Origin of the sequence: Pseudonocardia sp. EC080619-01 (genome assembly GCF_001420995.1) — a bacterium.
Classification (GTDB): Bacteria; Actinomycetota; Actinomycetes; order Mycobacteriales; family Pseudonocardiaceae; genus Pseudonocardia.
The window spans coordinates 3,039,359-3,056,078 of the sequence record NZ_CP012184.1 but is presented as its reverse complement, the minus strand read 5'-3'; the positions used below and the strand labels follow the sequence as shown (position 1 = coordinate 3,056,078).

Annotated in this window: 19 protein-coding genes; 12 read left to right on the top strand and 7 right to left on the bottom strand. The window is 76.1% G+C overall.

What is annotated here, in order from left to right; genetic code table 11:
- Positions 1 to 103 precede the first annotated feature (103 nt).
- Complete coding sequence (locus tag AD017_RS14345) at positions 104 to 478, top strand: WhiB family transcriptional regulator (protein ID WP_010241696.1); 375 nt, start codon at positions 104 to 106, stop codon at positions 476 to 478.
- Positions 479 to 502: 24 nt separating this feature from the next.
- Positions 503 to 1,198, top strand: coding sequence for a class I SAM-dependent methyltransferase (locus AD017_RS14340; protein ID WP_060574526.1), 696 nt, complete (start codon positions 503 to 505; stop codon positions 1,196 to 1,198).
- Positions 1,199 to 1,204: 6 nt separating this feature from the next.
- Here the strand turns inward: AD017_RS14340 and AD017_RS14335 are convergent, their stop codons facing one another.
- Both AD017_RS14335 and AD017_RS14330 read right to left on the bottom strand, forming a co-directional pair.
- Positions 1,205 to 2,341, bottom strand: a complete 1,137-nt coding sequence (locus AD017_RS14335) for an ArsA family ATPase (RefSeq protein ID WP_010241693.1) — start codon at positions 2,339 to 2,341, stop codon at positions 1,205 to 1,207.
- Positions 2,338 to 3,390, bottom strand: a complete 1,053-nt coding sequence (locus AD017_RS14330; RefSeq protein ID WP_060574525.1) for an ArsA-related P-loop ATPase — start codon at positions 3,388 to 3,390, stop codon at positions 2,338 to 2,340. The genes AD017_RS14335 and AD017_RS14330 overlap by 4 nt, the downstream gene beginning before the upstream one ends.
- 158 nt (positions 3,391 to 3,548) lie before the next feature.
- Between AD017_RS14330 and AD017_RS34535 the strand changes: the two genes are divergently transcribed.
- From AD017_RS34535 to AD017_RS14315, 4 genes are read left to right on the top strand one after another with little or no spacing between them, the layout of a single operon-like run.
- On the top strand, positions 3,549 to 3,719 hold the full coding sequence (locus AD017_RS34535) for a DUF4177 domain-containing protein (protein WP_010241690.1): 171 nt from the start codon (positions 3,549 to 3,551) through the stop codon (positions 3,717 to 3,719).
- The gene (locus AD017_RS14325) at positions 3,716 to 4,171 is read left to right on the top strand and encodes a RidA family protein (RefSeq protein WP_060574524.1); all 456 of its coding nucleotides are present in this window, start codon (positions 3,716 to 3,718) and stop codon (positions 4,169 to 4,171) included. Before AD017_RS34535 ends, AD017_RS14325 begins: the two co-directional genes overlap by 4 nt.
- Before the next feature lie 4 nt (positions 4,172 to 4,175).
- Positions 4,176 to 4,742: a hypothetical protein gene (locus tag AD017_RS14320; RefSeq protein ID WP_060574523.1), complete on the top strand. Its 567-nt coding sequence runs from the start codon at positions 4,176 to 4,178 to the stop codon at positions 4,740 to 4,742.
- Positions 4,743 to 4,795: 53 nt separating this feature from the next.
- Positions 4,796 to 7,384: a hypothetical protein gene (locus AD017_RS14315; protein WP_060574522.1), complete on the top strand. Its 2,589-nt coding sequence runs from the start codon at positions 4,796 to 4,798 to the stop codon at positions 7,382 to 7,384.
- Here the strand turns inward: AD017_RS14315 and AD017_RS14310 are convergent, their stop codons facing one another.
- Entirely contained in the window at positions 7,385 to 8,281 is an 897-nt protein-coding gene (locus AD017_RS14310) for a Gfo/Idh/MocA family protein (protein ID WP_060574521.1), read from the bottom strand.
- A gap of 52 nt (positions 8,282 to 8,333) precedes the next feature.
- Between AD017_RS14310 and AD017_RS14305 the strand changes: the two genes are divergently transcribed.
- Together AD017_RS14305 and AD017_RS14300 are read left to right on the top strand one after the other, a co-directional pair.
- Positions 8,334 to 9,143 carry an NUDIX domain-containing protein gene (locus tag AD017_RS14305; protein ID WP_060574520.1) on the top strand — a complete coding sequence of 270 codons (810 nt, stop codon included), beginning with the start codon at positions 8,334 to 8,336 and terminating at the stop codon, positions 9,141 to 9,143.
- Positions 9,140 to 9,928 (top strand): MBL fold metallo-hydrolase, encoded by a 789-nt coding sequence (locus AD017_RS14300; RefSeq protein WP_060574519.1) that lies wholly within the window; start codon positions 9,140 to 9,142, stop codon positions 9,926 to 9,928. Before AD017_RS14305 ends, AD017_RS14300 begins: the two co-directional genes overlap by 4 nt.
- 16 nt (positions 9,929 to 9,944) lie before the next feature.
- On the opposite strand, the gene AD017_RS14295 is transcribed toward AD017_RS14300, so the two are convergent.
- The 4 genes from AD017_RS14295 to AD017_RS14280 form a co-directional block, all read right to left on the bottom strand.
- Positions 9,945 to 10,649: an HD domain-containing protein gene (locus AD017_RS14295; protein WP_145984054.1), complete on the bottom strand. Its 705-nt coding sequence runs from the start codon at positions 10,647 to 10,649 to the stop codon at positions 9,945 to 9,947.
- Positions 10,646 to 11,908 carry an MFS transporter gene (locus tag AD017_RS14290; RefSeq protein ID WP_060576397.1) on the bottom strand — a complete coding sequence of 421 codons (1,263 nt, stop codon included), beginning with the start codon at positions 11,906 to 11,908 and terminating at the stop codon, positions 10,646 to 10,648. The genes AD017_RS14295 and AD017_RS14290 overlap by 4 nt, the downstream gene beginning before the upstream one ends.
- Positions 11,909 to 11,972: 64 nt before the next feature.
- Entirely contained in the window at positions 11,973 to 12,647 is a 675-nt protein-coding gene (locus AD017_RS14285) for a Crp/Fnr family transcriptional regulator (RefSeq protein ID WP_010236840.1), read from the bottom strand.
- A gap of 171 nt (positions 12,648 to 12,818) precedes the next feature.
- Positions 12,819 to 13,067: a hypothetical protein gene (locus tag AD017_RS14280; RefSeq protein WP_010236842.1), complete on the bottom strand. Its 249-nt coding sequence runs from the start codon at positions 13,065 to 13,067 to the stop codon at positions 12,819 to 12,821.
- A gap of 227 nt (positions 13,068 to 13,294) precedes the next feature.
- On the opposite strand from AD017_RS14280, the gene nth reads away from it, so the two are divergent.
- Genes nth through AD017_RS14260 form a run of 4 tightly spaced genes read left to right on the top strand, consistent with a single transcriptional unit; the run spans position 13,295 to position 16,714 of the window.
- Positions 13,295 to 14,095, top strand: a complete 801-nt coding sequence (gene nth, locus AD017_RS14275) for an endonuclease III (RefSeq protein WP_010236844.1) — start codon at positions 13,295 to 13,297, stop codon at positions 14,093 to 14,095.
- Positions 14,092 to 14,748, top strand: a complete 657-nt coding sequence (locus AD017_RS14270) for a TlpA disulfide reductase family protein (protein WP_060574517.1) — start codon at positions 14,092 to 14,094, stop codon at positions 14,746 to 14,748. Before nth ends, AD017_RS14270 begins: the two co-directional genes overlap by 4 nt.
- Entirely contained in the window at positions 14,745 to 15,512 is a 768-nt protein-coding gene (locus tag AD017_RS14265) for a CoA pyrophosphatase (RefSeq protein WP_060574516.1), read from the top strand. The genes AD017_RS14270 and AD017_RS14265 overlap by 4 nt, the downstream gene beginning before the upstream one ends.
- 2 nt (positions 15,513 to 15,514) lie before the next feature.
- Positions 15,515 to 16,714 carry a MarP family serine protease gene (locus AD017_RS14260; RefSeq protein ID WP_060576396.1) on the top strand — a complete coding sequence of 400 codons (1,200 nt, stop codon included), beginning with the start codon at positions 15,515 to 15,517 and terminating at the stop codon, positions 16,712 to 16,714.
- The last annotated feature ends 6 nt before the right edge of the window (positions 16,715 to 16,720 follow it).

Genomic DNA, 16,720 nt, shown 5'->3' with positions numbered 1-16,720 from the left:
CGTAGTTTTGCGCGCTGCCCCGTGCACCCTCCGTTTCCGAGAATCGACGGGAGTCCACCGCGGGCCCCGCAGGCGCCCGCCCGTACCCGCCGAGGTGCCGACGATGACCGAGCAGAACGTCACCCCGATCGACGCCCGCCGCGCCGGCAGGCCCCGGCTGCGCCCCGCGGGACGGCGCCCGGCCGGTCCGGTCTGGAACTGGCGGGTCGCCGCGCGCTGCCGGACCGGGGACGCCGAGGACCTCTTCGTCACCGGCGCCCGCCAGCGCGAGGCCCGCGGGTTCTGTCACTCCTGCCCGGTCCGCACCGAGTGCCTGGCCCACGCCCTCGACCAGCAGGTCGAGTTCGGGGTGTGGGGCGGGATGACCGAGCGGGAGCGGCGGGCGGTACTGCGCAGGCGTCCGGACGTCGCCGACTGGGCGGGGCTGCTCGGCCGGGCGCGCAGCGACCACTACTCCGGACGCACACGCGGGGCATGATCGGCTGCTCGCTACGGTCGTCCCGTGCAGACCACCGAACGGCTCGGGTTCCTGTCCGATCTGTACCGGGCCCACGCCGGCGACCTGTCGGCCGTGATCACCCGGCAGCGGGCGTTCCTCGCGGAATCGCCGTCGGTGACCCCGCAGCTCGACGACGTCGAGGCCGAGCTGACCTACCTGCTGCTGCGGCACCACCGGCCGTCGCACGTGGTGGAGATCGGCACGTTCTTCGGCTGGTCGACCACCTGGATCCTGTCCGCGCTGCAGGACAACGACCACGGGCACCTGCACTCGTTCGACCTCGTCGACCACGTGCGCCGCACCGTGCCGCCCGCGCTGGCCGGCGACCGCTGGACGTTCCACCAGGGAGACCTGCGGGACACCGTCGGCGAGCTGCCGGACGACACCGGCTACCTGTTCGTCGACGCCGACCACGGGCGCCGGTTCGGCCGCTGGTACCTGGAGAACCTGTTCCCGCGGATCGCGCCGGGCACCCCGGCGAGCGTGCACGACGTCTTCCACCTGCGGTGGGCCCGTCCCTTCACCGAGGGCGCCGAGGTCCTGCACTGGCTGCGCGAGCGCGACACCGGCTGGTTCACCGCCGCGCGGACCGCGGCGCGGGAGAACCTGCGGGAGCTCGACGCGGTGCGCGCGGAGGTGGGGATCACCGGGGCCCGGGGGACGACCCGGAACCCGATGATCTTCTTCGAGATGCCCTGACCCGGGTCAGCTCCCGGTCGCGGCGGTCCCCGCCGGGGCCTCCCCGGCCAGCAGGCCACCGACCCGCCGCAACCCGTCCAGGTCGGCGATGTCCCCGGCCAGCGACGGCACCCGCACGACCGGCACCGACGGGTGCGCGGCCGAGAACCGGGTGAGCAGGTGCTCCTCCCGCTCGTGCAGGTCCGCCCGGTCGGCGTGCAGCCGCAGCACGGCCGCCGCGATCTGCGAGCCGGGCCCGCCGACCTGCTCGGCGGCGGCCCGGGAGCGCGCCGCCGACACCGGCGCGAGCACCGGGTGGGTCCGGTTCAGCACCAGACCGGCGAGCGGCATGCCCTCCGACGACAGCCGGTCGGTGAAGTAGGCGGCCTCCCGCAGCGCGTCCGGCTCGGGCGCGGCGACGACGAGGAACGCCGTCCCCGGCGAGCGCAGCAGCGCGTAGGTCTTGTCGGCCCGCTCGGCGAACCCGCCGAACAGGGTGTCGAAGGCCTGCACGAACGCCGACGCGTCCTGCAGCATCTGCCCGCCGATGATCGTCCCGACGGCCTTGGCGAACAGCCCGAACCCGGCCTCGACGATCCGGCGCAGGCCCCGCCCGCCGGCCTTCGCAGGCGCCGCGAGCAGCTTGATCATCCGGCCGTCCAGGAACCGGGACATGCGCTGCGGCGCGTCGAGGAAGTCGAGCGCCGAGCGCGACGGCGGCGTGTCGACGACGACCAGGTCCCACGTCCCGGCGGCGACGAGCTGACCCAGCTTCTCCATCGCCATGTACTCCTGCGTGCCGGAGAACGACGAGGAGACGACCTGGTAGAAGGGGTTCTCGATGATCTTCTGCGCCTTCTCGGGCGGCGCGTGCCCCTGCACCATCTCGTCGAAGGTGCGGCGCATGTCCAGCATCATCGCCGCGAGCTCGCCGGTCGCCACCGGGACGGGCGCCGGGTCGTTGGAGAGCTCGTCGAGCCCGAGCGCCTGCGCCAGCCGGCGGGCGGGGTCGATGGTGAGGACCACGACCTGACGGCCCCGCTCGGCCGCGCGGAGCGCCAGTGCCGCCGACGTCGTCGTCTTGCCCACGCCGCCCGACCCGCAGCACACGACGACACGGGTGTCCGGGTCGTCGATCAGCGCGTCGATCTCCAGCTCGCTCATCGCCGGGCCTCCAGGTGCACGCCCTGTGCGGTCATCGACTCCGCCAGCTCGTAGAGCGACCCCAGGTCGACGCCGCCGAGCAGGGCGGGCAGCGTCAGCCGGGGCAGCGGCGGGTCGGGTTCGGTGTCCAGCCGGCGCAGTGCCGCGGTCTCCCCCGCGACGGCGACGGCGTGCTCGACGGTCTCGGCGACCAGCCCGTCGATCTCGTCGGGCGCCAGCTCGATCCCGGCGCTCTGCAGGCCGTTGCGGATCCGGCCGGCGTCGACCCGGCCCCCGGCGGCGGCGGTGACCGACCGGTCCGGCAGCCACTGCTCCCGCATCCGGTTCACCACGACGGAGCCGAGCGGGATACCGGCCCGGTCCAGCTCGGCGACGGTGTCGAGGGTCTCGGTGACGGGCAGGTCGGACAGCAGCGTGACCAGGTGCACCGCGGTGAGCGGGGAGTGGATCAGCTGGTCGACGCCCTTGGCCTGACCATGGATCGGGCCGACCTTGGCGAGGTCGGCCATCGCCTTGGTGACGTCGAGGAACGTCACCAGGCGACCGGTCGGCGGCGCGTCGAGGACGACGGCGTCGTAGGCGGGCCGCCCGTCGGCCTCGGTGCGGGTGACGCACTCCTTCGCCTTGCCGGTGAGCAGGACGTCGCGCAGGCCGGGGGCCAGCGTCGTCGCGAACTCGATGGCGCCCATCCGGCGCAGCGTCCGGCCTGCCATCCCGAGCCGGTAGAACATCTCGAAGTACTCGAGCAGCGCGGCCTCGGTGTCGACGGCCAGCGCACGCACCTCGCCACCGCCCGCGGCGACCGCGATGCGGCGTTCCTCGTACGGCAGCGGGGCGGTGTCGAAGACCTGGGCGATGCCCTGCCGGCCCTCGACCTCGACCAGCAGCACCCGCTTCCCGCCGGTGGCCAGTGCGAGCGCCAGGGCAGCCGCCACCGTGGTCTTGCCGGTGCCGCCCTTGCCGGAGACGACGTGCAGCCGCGCGTGCGACAGCTCGTCGGGCCAGGGCGCGGGACGGGCCGTGGATTCGGGGTGGACGGTCGACGTCACGCGATCAAGCGTACGGAGTGGGCGCGCGAGCGGCCCGGTGGCGAGGCGGGCCCCACACGCGCGCCCCGTTGGGCCGCCACACGGACGTCCGTCGCAGCGGGACGGCCATCCGCCGTCCGGGGCGGCCCGGCGCGGTCCGGACGGGTTAGAGTCCGCGCATGAGCTCCCCGGTCGTGAAGTGGGAATACCTGACCGCCCCCCTGCTGATCCACAACACCAAGGCGATCCTGGACAACTTCGGCCAGGACGGTTGGGAGCTGGTCACGGTGACGGCGGGCGCCAACGCCGAGCAGCTCGTCGCGTTCTTCAAGCGGCCGGTGCAGCAGTGAGTGCACTCGCCCGCCTGAAGGACCTGGGGCACGCCCTGCCCCCGGTCGCGGCGCCGGCCGGTGCCTACATCCCGGCCCGGCGCAGCGGGAACCTCGTGTTCACCGCGGGCCAGGTGCCGTTCGTGGACGGCGTGGTCGCGGCGACCGGCAAGGTCGGCGCCGAGGTGTCGGCCGAGCAGGCCTACGACCTGGCCCGGATCTGCACGCTGAACGCGCTCGCCGCCGTCGACGCCCTGGTCGGGCTGGACTCCGTCACCGGCGTCGTGAAGGTGGTCGGTTTCGTCGCATCGGACCCGTCCTTCACCGGGCAGCCCGGTGTGGTCAACGGCGCCTCCGACCTGCTCGGCGAGGTGTTCGGCGAGTCCGGCGCGCACGCCCGGTCCGCGGTCGGCGTGGCGGTCCTGCCGCTGGACGTGCCGGTCGAGGTGGAACTGGTCGTCGAGGTCGGCTGAGGCCATGACCACCGTCGCCGCCGCGCCGGCCGCGCACGAGCTGCTCCTGCGGCTCGCCGGCCGGGTGCCCGACGAGCTGCTGTGGCGGCTGCGTGACTGGGTCGCCGCCGGCGACGACGAGGCGATCGGCGCCGTCCTCCCGCGGACCCTGCTGCGGCACCGGATCGGCCTGACCGACGACGAGCGCGAGCTGCTGTCCGCGGTCGTCCCGTCCGGCTCGGCGTCGCACCGGCTGGTCGGTGCGGTGCTGGCCGGGGCGGAGCCGGTGCCGCCGTCGTTCGGTCCGGGTGAGCCGGACCTGGCCGCATGGTCGGCCCTGTCGGTGCTCCGCGACGACGCCCGCGAGCTGCTGCTCGCCGTCCGCGGCGACGGCGCCCGGGTCGTCCTGGTCCGTGGTGCGGAACGGCCGCACCTGCTGACCGCCGGTCTGCAGCGGCTGCTGCGGGTGCACGGCGAGCGCGTCCCGAAGGTCGATGTGTGGGCCGGCGACCGGCCCCCGAGCCCGTACCACGAGGCGGCGTGTGCGGCCGCCACGTCGCTGTGGAACCGGCCGCCGGTGCCCACCGGCTGAGCCGACCGCCCGCGGTCCGTCCGCGCTCACGGCCCGCCCGCGAAGGAGGCCCCATGTCCGACCCCACGTACCGGCTGCTGCTCGAGCTGGCCGGCCGGGTGGACGACGACCTGCTGGCCACCGGGCGGGAGCTCGTCACCGTCGGCGAGGAGGGCCACGCGCTGGAACTGCTGGTGGCCGAGCTGGTCGCCGGGCGGGTGGTGCTGCCGTCCGCGGTGCGCCGCGAGCTGGTCGCCGAGGCCGGCACCCGGCGCATCCAGCCGGACGCCGACCGGTTCCTGCCCCGCGGCGGACCGGGAGCGGACACCCCGCACCGGTTCACCGGCGACGGCCCCACCGACGAGATCGCCCGGGCCCTCGCGGGGGTCACCGCCCCCGACGACGGCTGGATGCTGGCGTGGCGGGTCACCCCGGCCGGGTCGGCGCCCGGGCCGCTCCCGCATCCCGTGCTGCTGGGCCGCACCCACGGCGACGGGTCCGCCGAGGTGCTGACCTACCGGGCACAGTCGGCGCTGGCCGGGGCCGGGATCGCGGCCTCGGTCGAGGTGCGCGGCGACGGCGACCCGGACACGCCCTACCACCGGGCCGCCCGTGAGGTGGCCGTGCCGGTGCACGCCGGGCCGGGTCCGGTCCCGGACGGGCCCGCTCCGGTGGTGGCCGGTGGATCCGGCGCCGCCACCGTGGCGACGGCCGAGCCGGCGTCCGAGGCGGTGGCCGAGCCGGTGGCCGAGTCGGTGGCCGAGCCGGTGGCCGGGTCGGAGGCCGGGTCGGAGGCCGAGTCGGTGGCCGGCCCGGCGATCGCGTCCGCGTCCGAGGACGTGGCCGATCGCCCCGGACCGGTCGCTCCGTCCACTCCGTCCCTTCCGCCGGTTCCGTCCATGACGGACGGGCTCGTCCGTCGACGATCCGGCCGGTCCGTCGAGGACGCCGAGGACGGTCCCTTCGCCACGCCCGCCGCCGTCCCGGCCGACGACAGGTCGGACGACGACGTGGCCGACCATCCCGCCGACCATCCCGCCGACGATCTGGCCGACGACCTGGCCGGCAGGCATGCCGCCGAGTTCACCGACGACCTCGCCGATGCCGATCACGACGCGAGCTCCGGGTACGGCGGTGCCGGTCCCCGCCGGAGCACGGGTGGGTTCCCCCGCGGCCGGGCCGACACCCCGGCCCTTCCGGTCGACGACGCTGCCCCGGGCGGACGCACCGGCCCGGCCGGCCGGATCGACACCACCGGCGACCTCCCGTCCGGCACCGGGACCCCACCCGGCGCGGGCACCTTCGACACCGGCCACACCCCTCCGCCCCCGGAGGAGCACCGCCCGGTCACGTCCCCGCTGCCCGAGCCCGCGGCGGCCGACGAGCCGCTGCACCCGGCACCGCGGCCGTCGCCGCCGATCCGCGCGCTGCGGGAGGCGACGTCCGGCGACTGGTTCGACGCCGACGACGTCGACGCCGACGACCACCAGGAGCCCGCCGCCCCGTCCGGTGCGGACCACGGCACGGAGCCCGGGGACACCACCGCGGACCCACCCGCACACCGCGCGGCACCGGACGACGTCCCCGACGACGGGACGCCCACGCCGGTCTCCGGGTCCCCTGCCACCGGTCCCGTGACCGCATTCGCGGCCGCGACCACCACGGACGACCGGGACGACGTACCCCCGCAGCCGGAGTCGTCGGGACACCGGGACGGATCCCGGGTGAACGGTGCGCCCGTGGCGCTCCCGGCACGCCCGGCCGGCACCGGACCGGACGGCACCGGCGACCGGTCCGACGCCGGCCCGTCCGGCGGGACGGTCGCGCCGGACGGCGCCACCCCGGACGTCCCGGCGGATGCCGGCCCGACCGCCCGGCCGGCGCCGGCACCCGCACCGGCACCCGTGCCGCCGGTCCCCCCGGCACCCGTTCCGCAGTCGCCCGACGCGCCGCCGTCACCGGTCCAGCAGGAGCCGGCCGTCCAGGAGCCGGCCCTCCAGGCGGGAGTCCCGCAGGCTCCGGCCCCGCACCCGCCGACCGTGCAGGAACCGGCCGTGCAGGAACCGGCCGTGCAGGCGCCCGCCGTCCACACCCCGGCCCCACCGATCGGCCGGGCGGCCCAGGGCCAGGGCCAGGCCCAAGGCCCGGCACCGTCGAACGGCGCCGTCGCGCCGCTGCGGCCCCGGTCGAACGGCCGGCCGGCGAACGTCCCCGCGGCCGACGAGGACGCCTGGATGCGGGACTGGGCCTCCGGCGCCTGGGTCGGGGAGACGGCTCCCGCCGACGCGGGTTCCGACCCGCGTCCGGCCCCGGCCGCGGAGGGCGCCGAGATCGACGCCCCGACCCCGCCGCCCGGGACGCCGATCGTGCAGGCTCCCGCCGTGCCGCCGTCCACCGGTACGGACGGATCGCACCGGCCCCGGCACCTGCTCCTGACCGAGGACACCGACGGCTCGGCCGGCGGGTCGCCCGCCGACGACGATCCGCGACCGAGCCCGCAGCCGCGCCCCGCGCCGGATCCCGCCGCGGCCGGAGCCCTCGCGGAACGGCTCAGCCCGACCGAGCAGGACCTGCTGCAACGCCTCCACGAGGAGCTCGCCGCCCGGGAGAGCGGTGGCGAGCCGACCCCGCGGAACGGGACCGCCCGGACCGACCGGAACTGATCAGCCGGCGGCCCGCACGATCTCGTCGACGATCCGCTGCAGGTGCAGGGCCCGGGCGGCGTCGACGGGCAGCCGCGGGTCCCCGGCGTCGACCGCGGCGGCGAGGTCGTCGAGCAGGTTCGCGTAGCAGGCGACGGCGTCGGCCGGGCGGGAGTCGAGCGCTGTCCGGCCCCGGCCGTCCGGGCCGAGACCTCCGGTGATCGCGATCTCGAAGTCGGTCGGCTCGACCGGCGTGCGCAGCGACAGGACGAGCGAGCTGCGGGCACCACCGGAGTGCAGCAGCCCGATCCGCCACAGGTCCGGCTCGTCCCGCCGGGCCTGCTCGACGCCGGTGACCGGGCCGAGTGCCGCATCGAGCAGGTCGATCACGTGCGGCCCGACGTCGAGCAGCGCGCCGTGCTCGGCCCGCCACTGCGACGACGCGAACGGCCCGCCCAGCAGCGCCCCGGACAGCCAGCGCGCCGTCCCGACCGTCCCCGGACCGTGCGGGCCCTCGGGGACCGCATCGAGCCAGGCGCGGATCGCCGGGTCGAACCGCAGCGTCAGCACGGTCGCGGAACAGACACCGGCGTCGGCGATCGCGGTGGCGGCCCGCTCGGCGGCCGCCAGGTCCGCGGCGAGGGGTTTCTCCAGCACGAGATGCCGTCCCGCGGCCGCGGCGACGGGCACCAGCTCGCCCTGGGCCTGCGGCGGGACGGCGAACGCGACGGCGTCGCACGCGTCGACCAGGTCGTCGAACGTCGCGTGCACCGGCCCGCCGGTGATCGCCGCGACCTCGGCCGCGGCCTCCGGGCGCCGGGCCCACACCCCGGCGGGTGTCCACCGCCGGTGCCCGGCGATCGCGGGTGCGTGCACGGTGCGGGCCCACGGCCCGGCCCCGACGAGTCCGATGCGCATGCGGGCATTCTCACCATCGGACCGGCGTGATCGTGACCTAGGGTCGGCGGTCATGAGCACCGCAGCTCCGACGCCGGCGCAGCCGGTCGAGCCGAAACCCGCCGCGACGGTCCTGCTCGTCCGCGACGCGCCGGACGGCGGACTGGAGGTGTTCCTCCAGCGCAGGGTGGCCGGGATGGCCTTCGCCGGCGGCATGACCGTGTTCCCCGGCGGCGGTGTCTCGCCCGACGACGTCCCGGACCCCGCCCGCTGGCGCGGCCCGGAGCCCGCCCGGTTCGGCACCGCGTTCGGGCTCCCCGAACCGCAGGCCGCCGCGCTGGTCACCGCCGCCGTGCGGGAGACCTTCGAGGAGTGCGGGGTGCTGCTGGCGTCCCGGCCCGGGGCCGAGCCCGGCCCCGACGGGCTCGCGGCCCACCGTCGCGACGACCTCGTCGGACGGCACGCGACGCTGCCCGCCCTGCTCGCCGAGCACGACCTGGAGCTGCGCGCCGACCTGCTGGTGCCGTGGGCCCGCTGGATCACCCCGCCGCGGAACCCGAAGCGCTACGACACCGCGTTCCTGGTCGCACGCCTGCCCGAGGGCCAGGTCGCCGACGACGCCACGACCGAGGCCGTCGAGGCGCGCTGGTGGACCCCCGCCGCGGCACTCGCCGGGTACGGGGCCGGCGACGTCGCGCTCATGCCCCCGACCCTGCACACGCTGCAGGACCTGGGCCGGCACGGATCGGCCGCCGCGGTGCTCGACGCCGCCGTCCACCGCGAGATCGAGCCGATCACCCCCGAGGTGCGCCGGGAGGGCAAGGTCGTGACGATCACGCTGCCCGGCGACCCGGACTGGCGATACGAGGAGGCACGCACGTGAGCCACCCGCTCTACGGCAGCCTGCGCGCGGTGCACCCGCTCGCGTCGGTGCTGCTGCAGGACAACCCCGGCCCGATGACGCTGGACGGCACCAACACCTGGGTGGTCGCGGTGCCCGACTCCGGGCAGCGGATCGTCGTCGACCCCGGGGAGGACGACGGCACCCACCTGGAGGCGCTCGCCGACGGTGCCCCGGTCGCCGCCGTCGTCCTCACCCACCGGCACCACGACCACGCCGGCGGGGCCGGTCGCTTCGTCGAGCTGACCGGCGCCCCGGTCTACGCCGCGGACCCGTCCCTCGCGGTCGGCACCGACCCCCTCACCGACGGCACGGTCATCGCCGGGGCGGGCGTGGAGCTGACCGTCATGACGACGCCGGGACACACGTCCGACTCGGTGTCGCTGCTGCTCGACGGGCCCGGATCGGACGGGCCGGCGCTGCTGGCCGGCGACACCGTCCTGGGCCGCGGGACGACCGTGATCGCGCACCCGGACGGCGCGCTGGGCCCCTACCTGGAGTCGTTGCGCCGCATCGCCGAGCTGCCCGCGGGGACTCCGCTGTTCCCCGGGCACGGGCCGGAGCTCCCGGACGCCGCGGAGATCGCGAACGCCTACCTCGCGCACCGCGAGCAGCGGCTGGACCAGGTGCGCGCGGCCCTGGAGGAGCTGGGGCCGGAGTCGACGGCGCGGGACGTCGTCGAGGTCGTCTACGCCGACGTCGACACCTCGTTGTGGGACGCCGCCGAGCTCTCGGTGCGCGCCCAGCTGGACCACCTGCGCGCCTGACCCGGCCCGTCGGCGGTCACGGCGCGGGCGGCGCCGTCCCCGCGTCGTCGTGCGCGTCGATCCACTCCTCGCGGAAGCGGTGCAGGAACTGCTCCAGGGCCGCGTGCCTGCGTCCGCCCATCTCCCGGCCGGCCGCGGTGCGGAGCTCCCCGCGCAGCCGGAGCAGCTTCTCGTGGAAGTGCGCGATCACCGAGCCGGTGGGCCCGGAGCGGTACCCGTCCGACGACGGCGGCGCCGCCGGGTCCCACAGCGGCTCACCGATCGCCCCGCCGTAGGCGAAGGCACGCGCGATCCCGGTGGCGCCCATGGCGTCGAGCATGTCGGCGTCGTGCAGGCAGGCCGCGATCGCGGCGGCCGCGGCCGGTGGTGCGGGGCCCCGGTCGCCCGCCGAGAAGGAGTAGCGGCCGGTCGCCTCGACGGCGTCGAGCACCGGCTCCCACAGCTCCGCGGGGATCCCGCCGCGGCGCAACGCGTCCCGGGCCTCGTCCCGGCACTCGGCGGGGGCGACGACCCGGTCCAGCCGGGCCTCCGCGGCCCGGTGGTGGTCGTGCACGTAGGCGGCGACGGCGGCGACGAACCCGTCGTGCCCCTCCCGCACCGCGAGCCGCGCCGCCAGCCCGGCGACCCGGTCGAGGTGCCCCAGGTCGTGGGCGACGTCGGCGCCCGCCATGTCCGCGGCGACGGCGTCCCGCAGCCGTCGCAGGTCCGCGGCGCCCCTCACGCGGTGCTCCCGGCCGGCTCGCGCCGGTCGCCCGCGGCCGCGACCGAGCCGCGGCGCAGCCACAGCAGCAGCGCGACCAGCATCCCGAGCGCCCCGCCGGTGGCGTACCCGGCGGGGCCGAGCAGGTCGATCATCGTCCCGGCCAGCGCCTGCCCGGCGGAGACGCCCAGCACCGCCGCCATCACCATCCAGTTGAACGCCTCGGTGGCCGACTCCGCCGGTGCGGTCAGCTCCACCCCGAGCGAGTGCCCGGTGACCTGCGGGGTGATCAGGGCTCCGGCCGCCATCATCGGGACGGCGAGCAGCACCAGCGAGCCGAGCGGGGAGACCAGTCCCATCACCGTCACCAGCAGGGCGAACCCGGCCAGCAGCACCGGCAGCCGCAGGTGCAGCGGGCGCGGCCACGGCCGCATCCCGTAGGCGACGCCGGCCAGCACCGACACGACCGACCACGCGGACAGCAGGATCCCGCCGGCCGCGGGGGAGCCGGCGAACTCGGCCGCGGCGAACACCCCGACCTCGGCGGTGCCCGCCACCAGGCCGAACCCGAGCGACGCGAGCGCCACGGTCCGCAGTCCCGGCCGGCGGAAGACACCGAGCAGCCCGGTCTCGCGGGCGAGCGCCCCGGTCGCGCGCTCGGCGCGGATCCGCTCCGAACGACGGCGCACCGATCGGGTGAGTGCGAACCAGGTCGTCCCGACCAGCTCGGCCGACGCGGCGACGACGAGTGCCGTCCCCGGCCACGGGGTGGCCACCACCAGCACCGCGGCGAGCGCGGGCCCGAGGACGAAGAACGTCTCGAGGCTGATCGCCTCGTAGGTGTAGGCCGCCTCGCGGCGCGGCCCGGACGGCACCAGGTCGGTCCACAGGGCGCGCGAGGAGCCCTCGATCGCGGGTGTCGCGAGGCCCGCGAGCACCGCGACCGCGGCGGTCACCACGACCGGCGACGCGGCCTCGATGCAGACCACCAGACCGGTGACGGCGACGGCGTAGACCGCGACCAGGACGAGCATCGGCCGGGTCGGGCCGAGCCGGTCGAGCACCCGGCCCTGGACGACGGTCCCGGCGGCCGTCCCGACCAGCAGCGCCGCCGAGATCGCACCCGCGACGGCGTAGGACCCCTGGACCTCGCGGACGTAGAGCAGCGTCGCGAGGCTGTGCATCGCGATCGGGAACCGCCCGATCACGGACGCGCAGACCGGCGCGGCGGCCCCGGGCGCACCGAGCGCGGCCCGGTAGTCGGAGAGGGAGGCGGCCACGCCGCCCAGGATCACATGGTCTGGTACGGACGTACCAGCGGTATTCCGGGGGGTGGGACGCCGCTCAGCGGGCCCGGCGGGCCAGGCGCTCCGGCTCCAGGATCAGCACGCTCTTGCCCTCGAGCCGCAGCCAGCCGCGGTGCGCGAAGTCGGCGAGCGCCTTGTTGACGGTCTCCCGGGAGGCACCGACCAGCTGGGCGATCTCCTCCTGCGTGAGGTCGTGCGTGACCCGCAGCAGACCGGACTCCTGCGACCCGAACTGACGGGCGAGCTGCAGCAGCGACTTCGCGACGCGCCCGGGCACGTCGGTGAAGATCAGGTCCGCGAGCATGTTGTTGGTGCGGCGCAGGCGGCGCGCCAGCACGCGCAGCAGCTGCTCCGCGATCTCGGGGCGCTTGCCGATCCACTCCCGCAGCGCGGTGCGGTCCATCGTGTAGGTCCGCACCTCGGTCACCGCGGTCGCCGAGGACGTGCGCGGGCCCGGGTCGAAGATGGACAGCTCGCCGAACATGTCGGACGGGCCGGCCACCATCAGCAGGTTCTCCCGGCCGTCGGGGGACTTGCGGCCGAGCTTCACCTTCCCGCCGGCCACGATGTAGAGGCGGTCACCGGGCTCGCCCTCGGAGAAGATGACCTGCCCACGGGAGAACTCGACGGTCTCCAGCGCCTCGGCCAGCGCCTCGGCGGCCTGGGGCTCCACACCCTGGAAGATCCCGGCCCGGATCAGAACCTCGTCCACTGCAACTCCTCGTTCACCGGCCGCGATCGTCACGGCGGGTCGTCGGCGCGCCAGTGTAGAGGCCTTCGCCACACACGTGCGCACCAGTGACCCGATCGGCTCTCGTCCGATCGGGCCCGCTTCCTGCCTCGGCCGCTCCCGCAGCCCCGATTTCGATCTTGTCAGTTCCCGTCAGGCCGACGGAACCTGGCTACGGCGACCGGTCCTGCGCCGGCGGTTGCGGAGCCGGAACAGCTCCAGCGCCCGGCTGGTACCGGACCGGAACAGGGCCCGCACCTCGTCGGGCCGGGGCTGCTCGAGCATCTCGTCCAGCTCGTCCTGCCGCACCGTGGACTCCCGCAGGCGGGACTCGACGCGCTCCATACCGAGCGCGAAGAACATCACGAGCAGCGGGACGAGGACGCTCAACCAGGCAGTCATGGCACCTCCGATCCTCTCTCACTGCTTCGCACCGCAGCCCGCCGGGGGTAGCCGGTCCGCGTGCTTCGTGATGCGTTCGTGATCTCCGCGACCGGTGATCGGACGTTCGGCGGCCGGAACGGGCCGCTCGGCGCCGTGCACACGCCGCCGTCGGGCCCGGGCACGGCGGCGGCCGGCCGCGCGACACGGTGCCACGGCTGTCGGAGGGCACCCGTACGCTCGGTGACGTGAGCACCTCCGTCCGGCGGCCCACCCGGCGCGCCGCGGCCGGTCTCGCCGCGCGGGTCGCAGCCGGGGAGAACCCGATCGGACGAGCGCGACGGGTGAACCGGATCCTGCGCGCACTGGCCGAGGCCTACCCGCACGCGCACTGCGAGCTCGACTTCTCGACGCCGCTGGACCTCGCGGTGGCCACGATCCTGTCGGCCCAGTGCACCGACGAGCGCGTCAACCAGGTGACCCCGGCGCTGTTCGCCCGCTACCCCACGGCAGCGGGCTACGCCGGCGCCGACCGGACCGAGCTGGAGGAGCTGATCCGGCCGACCGGCTTCTACCGGAACAAGGCGAACTCGCTGACCGGGCTGGGTGCGGCGGTGGTCGAGAAGCACGGCGGAGAGCTGCCCGCCACCCTCGACGAGCTGGTGGCGCTGCCCGGGATCGGCCGCAAGACCGCGAACGTGATCCTCGGCAACGCGTTCGACGTCCCCGGCATCACCGTCGACACCCACTTCGGACGGCTGGTGCGCCGCTGGGGCTGGACGACCGAGGAGGACCCGGTCAAGGTCGAGCACGCGGTCGGCGAGCTCGTCCCGCGCCGCGACTGGACGATCGTCTCGCACCACGTGATCTTCCACGGCCGCCGCGTGTGCCACTCGCGCAAGCCCGCCTGCGGAGCCTGCACCCTGGCGCCGGACTGCCCGTCCTACGGCCTGGGCCCCACCGATCCCGGCGAGGCCGCCGCGCTGGTCAAGGGCGTGGAGCGGGAGCACCTGCTGGCACTGGCGGGGATCTCCGGGGCCGGTCCGTGAGCCGGGCCGGCGCGACCCGGTCCGAGATCGTCTCGACGGTGGTCGTCGCCCTGCTGGTCGCGCTCGCGGTGTGGGCGCTCTGGCCGTCGCAGGGCGGCACGCCGGACCCCGCCGTGCCGCCGGCCGCCGCGGGCCGGCCGGACTCCGATCCGGCGGCCGCCGACCCGGCGGCACTGGCCGCGGCGCGTGCCTCCGCGGCGCTGCGGCCCTGCCCGGTCCCGTCCGGTACACCCGCCGCCGGGCCGCTGGCGGGCGTCTCCGTCCCGTGCCTCGGCGCGGACGGCACCGTCGACGTCGGCGCCGCCCTCGCCGGGAGCCCGGCGCTGGTCAACTTCTGGGCGTCGTGGTGTGTGCCGTGCCGCGACGAGCTGCCGGCGCTCCAGGAGTACGCCGGGCGCCCGGGATCGGTCCCCGTCCTGACCGTCGACGTGCAGGACGATCCCGTCGCCGCCCTGGACCTGGCCGCCCGGCTCGGCATCACGCTGCCGGCGGTCACCGATCCGCGCGGCGAGCTGCGTGCCGCGCTCGGCACGCCGCCGGTGCTGCCGTTCACCTACGTCGTCCGGGCCGACGGCACGCCGGCGATGGTCGATCCGCCGGTCCCGTTCCGCGACGCGGACGACGTCGCTGCCGCCGTGGAGCGGCTGCGGTGACCGCCGTCGTCGTGCCGGAGCCCGATCCCGGTGCCGCACCGGACGCGCTGAAGCCACTGGTCGAGGGCGCGCTGGGGCTCGACCCGGGCTGGTTCGGCCCGCGCCGCGACCCGGCGGGGCGCGCCGAGGGCCGCCGCGCCGCCGTCCTGATGCTGTTCGGCACGGGCGACGACGGGGGACCCGACGTCCTGCTCACCGAGCGGGCCGCGACCCTGCGCTCGCACGCCGGTCAGGTCGCCTTCCCCGGCGGCCGCCTGGACCCCGGCGACACCGGACCGGTGGACGCCGCGCTGCGCGAGGCCGAGGAGGAGACCGGGCTCGATCCGGCCGGCGTCGTCCCGCTCGCGGTGCTGCCGGAGCTGTTCATCCCGCCGACCGGCTTCCTGGTGACACCGGTGCTCGCGCACTGGGCCGCCCCGGTCCCGGTGCGCGCGGTCGACCCGGCCGAGGTGGCGAGCGTGGCGCGGGTCCCCGTGCCGGTGCTGACCGATCCGGCCAACCGGTTCACCGTCCGCGGCCCGAGCGGGCACACCGGGCCCGCGTTCCGGACATCCGGGCTGCTGGTCTGGGGGTTCACCGCGGGCCTGCTCTCGGCGCTGCTGCAACGGTCCGGCTGGGAGCATCCCTGGGACCGCTCCCGGATCGAGGATCTCGACGACGCCTGGGCCGTCGCCCGGGCGGGACACCACGACCGGCGCCCCGACGACCTGCGAGGAGTGCGCGTGACCGACCCCGTCGACCGTGATGACGAGGTGGGCCGGTGAGCATCAGCTGGGTCGACGTGGTGGTCGTCGTGCTGGCGCTGCTGGCGGCGGCGTCCGGATGGCGGCACGGGGTGGCGGTCGCGCTGCTCTCGTTCCTCGGGGTGCTGACCGGCGCGGTGCTGGGCCTGCGGCTCGCGCCGCTGCTGGCGGCGCAGGTGGAGTCCCAGCAGGCCAAGGTGCTGCTCGGCATCGGCGCGGTGGTGCTCCTGGTCGCGCTCGGCGAGGCCACGGGGGTGTACCTCGGCCGGTTCATCCGGGACCGGATCCGCGGCGAGGGCACGCTGAAGGTCGACTCGACCCTCGGGGCCGGGGTGCAGGCCGTCGCGGTGGTGGTCGCCGCCTGGCTGATCGCCCTGCCGCTGGCCTCGACCAGCTTCGCGACGCTGACCAGCGGGCTGCGCGACTCGCGGGTGCTCGGTGCGGTCGACGGCGTCATGCCCGACGCGGCCCGCCAGCTCCCGTCCGAGCTGCGCCAGATCCTCGACGACTCCGGGTTCCCGGACGTGGTCAGCCCGTTCTCCCGCACACCGGTCGCCGCGGTCGGCCCGCCGGACGCGAACCTCGTGCAGAACCCGGTGGTCACGGAGGTCCGGGACCGGGTGCTCAAGGTGCGCGGGCGGGCGCCGTCCTGCCGGCGGGCACTGGAGGGCACCGGGTTCGTCGTCGCCCCGCAGCGGGTCATGACGAACGCGCACGTCGTCGCGGGCACGTCCAGCACGACCGTCGAGGTGACCACCGCGAGCGGGCGGACCCGCCAGCTCGACGCCGAGGTCGTCTTCTACGACCCGCAGGTCGACGTGGCCGTCATGGACGTGCCTGCCCTGGAGGAGGAGCCGCTGCAGTTCAGCCCGGACCCCGCCCGGGTCGGCGACGACGTCGTCATCCTCGGCTACCCGCTGGACGGCCCGTACACGGTGACGCCGGGCAAGGTCCGCGAGCGGATCCGGCTGCGCGGCCCGGACATCTACGAGCAGGGCAGCGTGGTCCGCGACGTCTACACCGTCCGCGCGGTCGTCCGCTCCGGGAACTCCGGCGGTCCGATGATCGCCCCGGACGGCCGGGTGGTCGGCGTGGTGTTCGGCGCCGCGCTGGACGACTCGGAGACCGGCTTCGTGCTGACCGCCGAGCAGGCCGCACAGGCGCTGAACGTGGCCGCGAACGAGTCGGCGTCGCCGGTGGACACGGGGGAGTGCGCCTCCTGACGCGTC

Bases quoted from the DNA above. Each gene is read 5' to 3' on its own strand.
- AD017_RS14345 (WP_010241696.1), top strand. From the start codon at position 104: ATGACCGAGCAGAACGTCACCCCGATCGACGCCCGCCGCGCCGGCAGG.
- AD017_RS14335 (WP_010241693.1), bottom strand. From the start codon at position 2,341: ATGAGCGAGCTGGAGATCGACGCGCTGATCGACGACCCGGACACCCGT.
- AD017_RS34535 (WP_010241690.1), top strand. From the start codon at position 3,549: ATGAGCTCCCCGGTCGTGAAGTGGGAATACCTGACCGCCCCCCTGCTG.
- AD017_RS14320 (WP_060574523.1), top strand. From the start codon at position 4,176: ATGACCACCGTCGCCGCCGCGCCGGCCGCGCACGAGCTGCTCCTGCGG.
- AD017_RS14315 (WP_060574522.1), top strand. From the start codon at position 4,796: ATGTCCGACCCCACGTACCGGCTGCTGCTCGAGCTGGCCGGCCGGGTG.
- AD017_RS14310 (WP_060574521.1), bottom strand. From the start codon at position 8,281: ATGCGCATCGGACTCGTCGGGGCCGGGCCGTGGGCCCGCACCGTGCAC.
- AD017_RS14305 (WP_060574520.1), top strand. From the start codon at position 8,334: ATGAGCACCGCAGCTCCGACGCCGGCGCAGCCGGTCGAGCCGAAACCC.
- AD017_RS14280 (WP_010236842.1), bottom strand. From the start codon at position 13,067: ATGACTGCCTGGTTGAGCGTCCTCGTCCCGCTGCTCGTGATGTTCTTC.